The sequence below is a fragment of the Endozoicomonas atrinae genome, from assembly GCF_001647025.1.
Classification (GTDB): Bacteria; Pseudomonadota; Gammaproteobacteria; order Pseudomonadales; family Endozoicomonadaceae; genus Endozoicomonas; species Endozoicomonas atrinae.
Map to the genome: position 1 here is coordinate 1 of NZ_LUKQ02000040.1, position 11397 is coordinate 11397.

At 47.8% G+C, this 11397-nt stretch carries 8 protein-coding genes; 6 read left to right on the top strand and 2 right to left on the bottom strand.

Annotated features, from left to right (window positions below):
• Nucleotides 1–195: 195 nt before the first annotated feature.
• Nucleotides 196–747, bottom strand: a complete 552-nt coding sequence (gene folE, locus AK963_RS07935) for a GTP cyclohydrolase I FolE (protein WP_066014916.1) — start codon at nucleotides 745–747, stop codon at nucleotides 196–198.
• Nucleotides 748–1042: 295 nt separating this feature from the next.
• Between folE and AK963_RS07940 the strand changes: the two genes are divergently transcribed.
• The 4 genes from AK963_RS07940 (at nucleotide 1043) to AK963_RS07955 (ending at nucleotide 5391) form a co-directional block, all read left to right on the top strand.
• Nucleotides 1043–2068: an amino acid ABC transporter substrate-binding protein gene (locus AK963_RS07940; RefSeq protein WP_066014917.1), complete on the top strand. Its 1026-nt coding sequence runs from the start codon at nucleotides 1043–1045 to the stop codon at nucleotides 2066–2068.
• Nucleotides 2069–2206: 138 nt separating this feature from the next.
• On the top strand, nucleotides 2207–3424 hold the full coding sequence (locus tag AK963_RS07945; protein WP_420795601.1) for an amino acid ABC transporter permease: 1218 nt from the start codon (nucleotides 2207–2209) through the stop codon (nucleotides 3422–3424).
• A 25-nt stretch (nucleotides 3425–3449) separates the two neighbouring features.
• Nucleotides 3450–4538 (top strand): amino acid ABC transporter permease, encoded by a 1089-nt coding sequence (locus tag AK963_RS07950; protein ID WP_066014941.1) that lies wholly within the window; start codon nucleotides 3450–3452, stop codon nucleotides 4536–4538.
• Between the two features lie 22 nt (nucleotides 4539–4560).
• Nucleotides 4561–5391, top strand: a complete 831-nt coding sequence (locus AK963_RS07955; RefSeq protein ID WP_274520503.1) for an amino acid ABC transporter ATP-binding protein — start codon at nucleotides 4561–4563, stop codon at nucleotides 5389–5391.
• A 59-nt stretch (nucleotides 5392–5450) separates the two neighbouring features.
• On the opposite strand, the gene AK963_RS07960 is transcribed toward AK963_RS07955, so the two are convergent.
• Nucleotides 5451–9095, bottom strand: a complete 3645-nt coding sequence (locus AK963_RS07960) for a hypothetical protein (RefSeq protein ID WP_066014918.1) — start codon at nucleotides 9093–9095, stop codon at nucleotides 5451–5453.
• 288 nt (nucleotides 9096–9383) lie between these two features.
• Between AK963_RS07960 and AK963_RS07965 the strand changes: the two genes are divergently transcribed.
• Both AK963_RS07965 and AK963_RS07970 read left to right on the top strand, forming a co-directional pair.
• Complete coding sequence (locus AK963_RS07965; protein WP_066014919.1) at nucleotides 9384–10622, top strand: OmpP1/FadL family transporter; 1239 nt, start codon at nucleotides 9384–9386, stop codon at nucleotides 10620–10622.
• 172 nt (nucleotides 10623–10794) lie between these two features.
• Nucleotides 10795–11349 carry a hypothetical protein gene (locus AK963_RS07970; protein WP_066014920.1) on the top strand — a complete coding sequence of 185 codons (555 nt, stop codon included), beginning with the start codon at nucleotides 10795–10797 and terminating at the stop codon, nucleotides 11347–11349.
• The last annotated feature ends 48 nt before the right edge of the window (nucleotides 11350–11397 follow it).

The window sequence follows — 11397 nt, forward strand, 5'->3', positions numbered from 1 at the left end:
GAAAATCAACATCATTAAAACCTTCGGGTAGCTGTGGTCGACGAGACATCTGTTCTAGATAATGCATGGTAATGATGCCTAAGCATAGTTGGCGGCAGCTTAAGGATTTAGAAAATGCGATTGGTATTAAAACAAACTCCTATATTAAAAAAGCCAGCGTACGCTGGCTTTTTTGTTTCAAGTAATGAAGGTGACTTAGCGAATAAACCGAAGAAACTCTTCCCGGGTTGGCTGATTATCTTTCATCAGACCACGCATAACCGAAGAGGTCATGGATGAGTTCTGTTTTTCAACACCGCGCATCATCATGCACATATGTTGTGCTTCAATTACGACAGCAACACCTTTGGCATCGGTTACTTCCATAATGGCATCGGCAATCTGCTTGGTCATATTTTCCTGAATCTGCAGACGGCGGGCATACATATCCACAATACGGGCAAACTTGGACAAACCGAGCACTTTCCCCCTGGGTACGTAGCCAATATGGCACTTGCCAATAAATGGCAACATGTGATGCTCACACATTGAGTAAAGCTCAATGTCTTTGATGACGACCATCTCGCTGATGTCAGACTCAAACACTGCACCATTAACGATCTCTTCCAGTGTCTGGCTATAACCTCTGGTCAGGTACTGCATTGCTTTGGCAGCTCGAAGCGGCGTATCTCTAAGGCCTTCCCGATGAATATCTTCACCGACGGACTCAATAATGGCCTTGTAGTGTTCGCTGATTCTTTGAGACATTGGAAGACTTATCACTGCATGGTTATCGAAGTGGACGGCAGTTTAACACAATTGATACGCAACTCGGAAAGCTCAGAAATACTTTATTAGGACAGTTTTGTTCAATAATACCGGCCAAAGTTCCTGGCAGATTAAAGACATTAGCGGCATAACAGTTGCTAGTGCTTTTTCTTGCAGGTATGGTTGAAAAGCCATGAGTTAAAGCGCGTCAGGGATTGTCCGGTGGCTGGGCTGGATTGACCTGTGCTGGGCAGTCGCGTGCTGAAAATAACAACAACACAAAAGGAATGTTCTCATGCTGAAAAGTTTGAAAACAGCAGCCGTGCTGGGTGCTTTTGCGGCAGCAGGTTTTGCACAGGTAGCAAGTGCTTCGGCAACGTTGGAGTCGGTAAAGGAAAAAGGCTACGTGGCTTGTGGTGTCAGCACCGGCCTTCCGGGTTTCAGTAACCCGGATGATAAAGGGCAGTGGAGCGGACTGGACGTTGATGTCTGCCGTGCTGTTGCCGCAGCGACTCTGAAGGATGCCAGCAAGGTCAAGTTTGTTCCACTGACAGCCAAAGAACGTTTTACTGCACTGCAGTCTGGCGAAATTGATGTCCTCTCCAGAAATACCACCTGGACGTTGACCCGTGACGCTTCCCTGGGACTCAATTTTACTGGCGTTTCTTATTATGATGGCCAGGGCTTTATGGTCAAAAAAGAGCTGGGTGTGAAAAGTGCCAAGGAGTTGGATGGAGCCTCAGTCTGCATTCAGTCCGGTACCACCAGTGAACTAAATCTTGCTGATTACTTCCGTACTAATAATATGGAGTATCAGCCAGTTGTCTTTGATACTTCCGATGGAACGGCAAGTGGGTTTGATGCCGGTCGCTGCGATGTACTGACCTCGGACCAGTCACAGCTTTATGCGTTAAGAGTTCGTTTATCCAAGCCTGATTCTGCGGTGGTTCTGCCTGAAGTGATTTCAAAAGAACCACTTGGTCCAGTGGTTCGTCAGGGTGATGACCAGTGGTTCAACATTGTTAAGTGGAGCCTGGCCGCCATGATTAATGGTGAAGAACTGGGCCTGACCTCTGGCAATATTAAGGCGCAAAAAGCATCTTCTGATCCCAATGTACGCCGCTTGCTGGGCATTGATGGTCCCAAGGGTAAAGGCCTTGCCCTGGACGATGACTGGTCTCTGCGGATTATCGAGCAGGTGGGTAACTATGAAGAGATCTTTGAGCGTAACGTTGGTGCAGAGTCCCCGCTTCAGATTGATCGTGGTCTGAATGCCCTCTGGAACGAAGGCGGTATTCTCTACGCTCCCCCCTTCCGTTAATTCGATCGTTCTACAATATATCCCGCTTGCACGCACGGCGTGAGGGCGGGTTTATGGACAGTTCTGCACTCCCCTCAGGACCTGAAGGAAGGGCCTGATAGCGCGGGAACGAGATAAGAATAAAAAGGGAGTTCGGTCGTGAGTGATCCTGAGCACGTATCCCATAAAAAGAATGCAACACCCTCCCTGGTAAAGGAGGCCCTGAGGCTATGGCGTGATGCCTCATTCAGACCTCTGTTCATGCAGGGGGTTGTTGTGCTGGTGGTTGTGATGCTCGGTGTCTGGGTTATCAATAACACCATGAACAATCTGGAACATCGTGGTATCAGCACCGGTTTTGACTTTCTCTCCCAGGAAGCGGGCTTTGGTATCATTCAATCACTGGTGGAGTATGACGAATCCCACAGCTATGGCCGTACCTTCGTTGTTGGCATACTCAATACCCTGCTGGTTTCCGGATTAGGTATCTTCTTCGCTACCATACTGGGTTTTCTGATTGGTGTTGCCAGACTGTCCTCAAACTGGCTGCTGGCCAGAATGGCATCTGTCTTTATTGAAACTTTCCGCAATATTCCATTACTGCTGCAAATCTTTTTCTGGTATTTCGCGGTACTGGCTGCATTACCTCATCCTCGGCAAAGTTTTGCCCTTGGTGAGAGTGTCTTTCTGAACCTGCGAGGTCTTTTTTTGCCGAAGCCCATTATTGAGCAGGGGCTTCTGCCAGTCATGGTGAGCTGTCTGGTTGCGATTGGTCTGGCGTTATTTCTCAGGTCAATAAACCAGAAGAGAAGAGTCGAGACGGGTAAGAGCATTTCAGGTGCACCCTGGTATATGGCTGCACTGCTAGCGGGCATTCCTGTCCTTACGTGGCACCTTTCTGGTGCGTCTTTGGTTTTGGATACGCCAGAACTGAAAGGCTTTAACTTCCGTGGTGGTATTTCCATCATTCCTGAACTGGGGGCATTGTTGCTGGCCCTGACCATTTATACCTCAGCCTTTATTGCAGAGGTTGTGAGAGCGGGTATTGAATCTGTTCAGAAAGGACAGAAAGAGGCGGCTGCGTCATTGGGATTGAAACCCGGCAAAGTGCTTACGCTGGTGGTGATTCCCCAGGCGATGAAGGTGATCATTCCGCCATTGACGAATCAGTACCTTAACCTGGCAAAAAACTCTTCACTGGCGACTGCGATTGGTTATCCGGACCTGGTCAGTGTCTTTGCAGGCACCACATTGAACCAGACCGGACAGGCGGTGGAAGTGATTGCCATGACGATGGCTGTTTATCTCACCATCAGTTTGAGTGTTTCTCTGCTGATGAATATCTATAACAAGCGTGTTGCGCTCATCGAGCGCTGATTATAAGAGAGTGGTGGGAGAAATGATCAGTCACGATATAACAATGATCCCTGCCCGTGAACCACCTGCAAGAGCCGTAGGTGTGATGGCATGGGTGAGAAATAATCTTTTTGCCAATCCACTGAGTGCGCTGGCAACACTGTTGATTGCTTACAGCCTGTATCTGTTTGTACCCCCGTTGGTGCAGTGGGCATTTATGGACGCGACCTGGTTTGGCGAAAGCAGCAGTGACTGTAGCAGTGACGGCGCATGCTGGGCTTTTATCACGGCAAGGCTTGACCAGTTTATCTACGGGTTTTACCCGGAAGAGCAGCAGTGGCGGGCAGATCTTTTTTTTGCCCAGCTGGCAATATTGATTGCCTGGCTATCGTTTAAAGTGACGCCGGGTAAAAAGTGGGTGCTAGGCTACAGCCTGATACTAATGCCTGTTGTTTCCTGGTTCCTTCTCTACGGTGACCTGTTGGGGCTTGAGAAAGTGGAAACCCATCAGTGGGGCGGCTTAATGCTGACACTGTTGCTGGCACTGTGTGGGATGATCGCCTCTTTGCCATTTGGAGTTTTGCTTGCCCTTGGGCGCCGTTCCAATATGCCGGTGATACGATCGTTATGCACTGCGTATATTGAACTCTGGCGTGGTGTTCCACTGATCACCGTACTATTTATGGCATCAGTTATGTTGCCACTGTTTGTTCCAGAAGAAGTGGTTTTTGACAAGCTGCTCAGGGCGCTGATCGGCATTATCCTGTTTCAGGCTGCCTATATGGCAGAAGTGGTGCGAGGAGGGCTTCAGGCCATACCCAAAGGGCAGTTTGAGGCGTTTAACAGTCTGGGTCTGAGTTACTGGCAGGGGATGATCATGATTATTCTGCCACAGGCCATGAGGCTGGTAATTCCCGGTGTTGTGAATACCTTTATTGCCCTGTTTAAAGACACCAGTCTGGTACTGGTTATAGGCCTGTTTGATCTACTGGCCATTATTCAGGCTGGACTGAATGACCCCGCCTGGCTGGGTAACTCTGTTGAAGGCTATCTGTTTGCCGGACTGGTTTTCTGGGTTTTCTGTTTCGGCATGTCAAAGTACAGCCAGCGACTCGAACAACAATTACATCGATAATTAAATCAGGGACGCCAATCGTATGAGTGATTATCTTGATGAGCCTCGCCTGCAAAAGCCATTAAAGAAAGATGGTCAGCCAGAGGTAACGATTCAGCGTGAATCCGCAACTGAGCAGGCCAGCCTGATCGAAATCAGCGGCCTGAATAAGTGGTATGGTCAGTTTCACGTTCTGCGTGATATCAATCTGAATGTTAAGAAAGGGGAGAAGATCGTTATCTGTGGCCCTTCCGGGTCCGGTAAGTCGACATTAATTCGCTGCATCAACTGTCTTGAAGAGCACCAGGAAGGCAGCATTGTGGTGGATGGAACCCGGCTGACTAATGATCTGAAGAACATAGAAACTATCCGTCGTGAAGTCGGGATGGTATTCCAGCAGTTTAACCTGTTTCCACACCTGACCATTCTGGAGAACTGCACACTGGCACCTATCTGGGTTCGTAAACAGTCCCGAAAGGAAGCCGAGAAGGTGGCCATGGAGTACCTGGAGCGGGTGAGAATTCCAGATCAGGCCAATAAATACCCTGGTCAGTTATCTGGAGGCCAGCAGCAGCGGGTGGCGATTGCCCGGAGTCTCTGCATGAACCCTGAAGTTATGCTGTTTGATGAGCCGACCTCTGCGCTTGATCCGGAAATGATTAAAGAGGTACTGGATGTCATGATCGAACTGGCGCAGGAAGGGATGACCATGCTCTGCGTGACTCATGAAATGGGTTTTGCCCGGACAGTAGCCGATCGGGTTATCTTTATGGATGAAGGTCAGATTATTGAACAGGCACCACCGGAAGCGTTTTTCAGTCATCCCCGTTCAGAGCGAACCCGTAAGTTCCTTGGGCAGGTGTTGAATCACTGACGAATAAAGTAAGCCTGCTCTATCTCTGATAGAGCAGGCTTACTTTCTGAAGATCCTGATTACCATTTATCAGGATCAGAATTATCTTCTTCATCATCAGTGTCATCGTCATCGTCATCGTTATCGTTATCTTCATTACCATGATTTGCTTTGAATATCGAAGCTAGCGCGCTTGTCATGGTCTCCAGAAATGACTTTCGATTCGTTGTGTCTTGGTCAGATACACCTGCTTCTTCCTTTGCCTTTCTCTCTGCTTCTTCTTTAGCTTCCCTCTCTTTTTTTTCCAGAGCCAATTGTGTATCAATATCAGTTTTGGCGGCCTGATGTTTTTTACTCATTCTCTCTGCTACTGCTGCGAGATCATTTTTGAATGCTTGTCCACTTAGAGGATGCTGACTTGACGACGCGCTATCAATTTCATCATATGGTCCGGCGTTGCTGACCGTTTCTGGACTATCTGGTTGAGTTGTGCTGGTTTGTTCAGGGGCCGTCTTGCCCATTGCTGACCTTAGAAGCGCTTCCGATATAGGCGGAGGCACCGGTGGTGAAGGCGGTTTCAATGGACCGGTATCATCACTGTCCTGGGATGGCTGAGTACTGGTTGGGGTTGCCAGGATAGAGTGCTCTGGATCATCAGCAACATCATCAAATTCTTCAGGTAAACCTTGTGCTGAGATAGAACTACGATCAGTTTGGAGGGTGCTGGCTTGTTCCCCCGTCTCGGTTTCTGGAGAGGTGTCAGGAACAGCACCCGTTGCTTTTGTCGTTTGATGCTCGCTCGGTGCAGGAGCTGATGAGTATGGCTGAACTATTTCTTCCGGAGGCAGTGAGACATCCATTTTATTGATTAATTCTTCAGGGGACAGGTCAGATGGCTCTGACGTATCAGTGGTCTCATCCGTATCAATGCTATCCGGGGCTCTTCCCATCATTTTTGCAGCGGCTTGTATCAACTCTGCTTTAAATTTTGAATCGCTACGCGGCTTATTACTTGATGATGTGTCTTCTGCTTCGTCCTCACGTACAGCGATGTCATCGGTTGCTCTGCTGTTAGCCTGAGTGGGACTGATTTGCTCAGGTTGAGTGAAGACAGTTGCCTGTGGATCTTCCGGTTCAGGGAAAGGAGAAACAGAAAATGTTGTTTGTGCAGGCTGATACTCACCGGTGAAGGGCTCAGGTGTGTATAGCTGAGCAACTTCTTCTGGTGGTGTTACAGAGTCAATTTCGTCAATAGGTACAGTGATCCGATCAGTTTCTTTGCTACTCACTTGAGTGGAGCTTATTTGTTCGACCTCCGTTTGTCTCACTTCCAGTTCTTCCGGAACAGGGGTGGGGGTAGCAGGAACTGTTATTGAACCAGGCTGATGCTCGTCGGATGGTGACACTGGTGCGTTTTGAACTGCTTCTTCAGTTGGTTCTATAGTACCTACTGGGATAGTTGAGGTAGCACTGTATTGCTCAGGTGCGCCTGCTGTATTGCCATCCAGCGATCTATTCCCACTGGTTTGTTGGCCCTTGCTTTGAGCCGGGTGAGCCTTATTCGTTGGTTTTAGTTTGATTTCTTGAGATCTTATAGCCTCAAGCATTGCTGAGCGTGGATCTTGTACCTCCCCTCGCTTAAGTAAGTCTTGCGATTGGGCGGCGCTTTCAGTTTGTGGGGTTACTGTTGCTGTTGACTCTGTTTGCGGGGTAGGCGGAGCCTTTTCTGGCTGAATATCTGATGGCTCTGCTTTGACTGAGTGTTTTGCTCCAGCTGCAATATCCTCAGTTTGAGGACGGCTGACCTGCTCAGCTTCTTGAGCACGAATGGATGCTTCTAACCCGGCAGGCTGAAGCTCGTCCACTGGTGAATATTGATTTGACTGTTCTTCCTTGGATTTTACTTTATCTACCAGCTCTAGAAGGTCTGAGAAACGTGGAGATGGAGCGTCAGGTATGCCTGGTGCCGTTTTACTTGATGCAGTCTGACCACCGGATTTCTGGATTTCTTCTTGAGAGAGGGCGTGTGCTGGTATCGCTTCCGGTAAGGGGGAGTGGGTATCAACGGGAACGGTTTGTAGTGGACTTTCATCGATACTCAATGCCTGTGGTATGGCGTCAACTTGCTCCTTGGGGGCAGGAGCAGGGTCCGTTACCGAGAGTATTGCTTCTGTTGCAATATCGCCATCACTTAAAGGGGAATAGGAGGTAGCAGAAACGGGTTGTTGTAGGCTTTCATCAACACTTTGGTGTGGTATGGGATCAGCTTGCTCCTGCGCAGTGGAAAAGGGATCGATGGCAGAGTGATCATCTTCTGCTGTGATAGTCCCTTCATTTTCAGGTTCTGGAATGCTTTTTTGTTTTGCCTCCTGAATAAATGGAGGTGTTTCAGTGCTAGTGGTATCGGTTGAATCAGTAGCCAGCGATCCACTCTGTGGTGAAACCACTCCTTTCTCTTCAGTCTGAGGGGGGACGATTGTTTGCGAAGTATTCACTAAAGGGAGTGGTACTGGATAAACAGGAGTTCCAGGTTGACTCGATATATCACCTGCTGGGGAGGAGGTTATGGGGACAGCTTGCTCCTGCGAAGTGGAATAGGTTGTCTTGGTTAAGCCTTCATCCTCTGTGTCAATATCCCCATTCTCATCATGTGAAAAGGCTTCTCTGGCTGTACCTTGCTCTGTTAGAGGTGTGCTGTATGGTGTCGTTTTCTCGGAAACTGGTGGTGATTCAGGGCTAAGGGTTCCTGGGTTTTTGAGGGGTGATTGTTCAGTCACCGGCAATGTTTCAGTATTTTCTGTATCTATTTGGGGAGTAGCCAGTTTTTGGGGAGAAGGTGCTAACTTCCGAATTTCAGTTCTTTCCGCTTGTCCAGACTCTGCTTGTGGATGCTCACTTGCTGAAGACTTAGCTAATGGGCTTGTAACATGGTGCTTGGCCTCGACATAGCTCTGCTCAACGGGAGATCGATGATGCACGGTGATTTCACACCTTCTGCCCTTGAGCTGGTCAAAAGCCTGAGCCCCTTCTCCCTGGCCTCTGGTGTCTCTACCTGCAATCTCGTTGTCGTTGGTAACAAGGGATTGTCTTATTTTTTCGGCTTTACTGATACTTGCTTCTTTATTTAAGTTCTTATTATGGTGATTTTTGAGGGTCTCTACGGTTTTGTCCATTAATCTGCCAAGTTTCTTCTGGCCTTTCAGCTCATCACCAGGAGGTATGAGGCTAAGTGGTTTGTTAGGTTGAGACTTCAGGGTGATTTGAACTTTAAGGCCCTCGGGGAACTTCATACTCTGAAGTGTTTCCAGAACCTGTTCAGCGCCATTTGCTTGAGCTATTTCCAGCTGTTCCAGAGAGATACCTACCACTTTCTTCTCATTAATGGTGCCAAGAAGCTTCTCTGCCTGTTCCAGCAAGTCAGAGCGCTCTTTCAAAAGCCTATCGCTATCCAGCTTATTCTTATTTAAACCAGACGTTTGATGTGCTGGAACGGATGAGGCTTCGGTATCTGTTAGCGGTGCTCTGCCTGCACCAATTACCGGTCTGTCCGGCTCATCCAAATATTTCGTGGCATCTGCACCTTTAATTTCCCGGCCTCTATCCGTGCGAACTGGCGTTTCTGTATGTTTTGGAGTCTGCTCAACATTGGGCTGGATAGAGCCTGGACCTGAACCCTCGACTCCTGGTGTTCTATGAAAAAGTGGATTTCTGGGTAGATTGAACATGATCACATAGGCTGGCCGGTTGTATTGTTAGTGGTATCGGCAGCAGAAAGAAATTGTTACTGGGCTGGAGTGTCCGGAAAGCTCAGGCCGAAATGTACATGTTGTACAGGGACAGATGGCAGCTCGCTTGATGACTTATAGCGTGTGTGGTTACTTACTTTTTTCGTTCTGAAACAAAAATATAACAGAATTGTCTAAAAAGCCTCTGTATGATCGCCAGCAATTTTTATACAAGCACCTAATTCGTTCTGATGATGGCTCGTCAGAGTTTTAAGGTTTGAGGGTATTATGCAGTTTCAGCTCAGCCGCAAGGTCATTCTCGCCTCTGCTATTGCACTGGCATCTCAGGTTTCTTTCGTTCAGGCTGCCGGTTACGGTATCAACGAACAGTCTGCCAGCTATCTGGGTACTGGCTTTGCAGGCCGTGCTTCCAATGCTATTGATGCGTCTATTTCTGCCACTAATCCCGCCGGTATCAGCTTTGTAGAAGGCACCCAGGTATCTGTTGGTGCGGATGTGATTCTGGAAGGTGGGGATTTTAACGGTAGTATTAAGGATGACCCTGTAAATGGTACCATTCCCGGTAGTGCAAGCGACTTCCAGAAAACAGCCTTTGTACCCTTTGGCTACTTTGTAATGCCAATTGATGATCAGTGGAGTTTTGGTCTGGCGGGTTATGCTCCTTATGGTATTGAGCTTGACTATGAAGATGGCTGGGTTGGACAGTCTTTTGCTAAAAAGACCAGCGTTCAGGTTATGAACATCCAAGGTACAGTTTCCTACAAGTTCAATGATGATTTGTCTGTTGGCTTTGGCTTGATTGGTTCTCATGTTAAAGGTGAGCTGACCAGCAAGGCTTATGGGCTTATCGATGGAAACATTGAGGGTGATGACAACACTGTAGCTTGGAATATTGGTACTATTTGGAATGTCACTGATGCGACCACACTTGGCCTTGCGTACCACTCTAAGCTCGACTTCAAATTGGGTGGCACTTATACCACTTCAATCAGTCCTGAAGAAAATGTCAACCTGTCTATTGTGATGCCAGAAAAATTGATGGCCAGTGCCACTCATAAACTGGATGAGCAATGGACTGTTATGGCTGATATTACATGGACTCGCTGGAGTCGCTTTAAAGAGTTTGATGTTGTTAAATCTGATGGGTCAGGCTCTGCTTACTATGTTCCAATGAACTGGGATGACACATGGGCATTGTCATTGGGTACATCTTATCAACTGAATGATCAGTGGTTGCTGCGTGCAGGCTATATGTTTGATGAGTCTCCAGTTAGTGATGAGTTCAGAACCGCTCGCTCGCCAGATGCTAATCGTAACTGGTTTACCTTTGGAGCGAACTGGAAAGTTGCTGATGATATGAGTGTTGACTTCGCATATGCTTACGTGAAGCTGAAAGACGGTGCCATTAGTGAAGTATCTCACGGTGGCCCTGATTATGGGATGCTAGAAGGTACATTCAGCAGCAGCTCCCATATTCTAGGAGCTCAGCTGAACTACAAGTTCTGATTAATTGATGCTTTGATGCAGGCTCTGATAGTCAGCTTAACTATGCAAAAATCAAAAAGCCGGTCAGCTATATTTCAGCAGACCGGCTTTTTTTATTTATTTTCTCTTTGTGTCCCTATACCCTTCTAACGATCGTCAGCAATAATCTGGCTTGCCCTGAGGAGGAGAAGGAATGTTTTGGGAGACGGTTTCAGGAAAGCAACTTGTTTTCGTGACCTTTTTGGCGGCTATGCTTTCCGGGTGCAGCTCACTGGCTTCAAAAGATTCATCAACAACAGGCACTCCTTCAAAAGTAGACCAGGCAGACTGTCAGTCGCTTTCTACCCTATTCAGAAAAAGCAATAATAACTTTGAGAGCATCCGTTATCGCCCTTCTTATAAAAACAAGATCACTCTCTGGGAGAGCCGTTATCAGCTGATAGAAAACAGCTGTCAGATATGGCAGTGGGGCGATAAATACAGCTATGTCTGCAATAAGGCTTATCCTGACCAGGAGACCGCTCATCAGGTGTATGAACAGGCTCAGACTTTTATCAATCAGTGCCTAGGGGAAAATCCAGGTGGGTGGTATGAACAGCAGGGCTTGCTTGAAGGGCGGGGTGAAGAGACGCAATATCTGCTCGAAGATCAGGTTCGAGGGTCTTTAAGGAAGCAGAATACCCCCGGCTTGTTTAAACACAGCTGGTCTGTCTACTTCTGGATTGACTCTCCCTCAATGCTGCGTTGATTTTTATACCATTCTGTTCTGAGAAAAGTAGGATCTTGCTCTATGCTT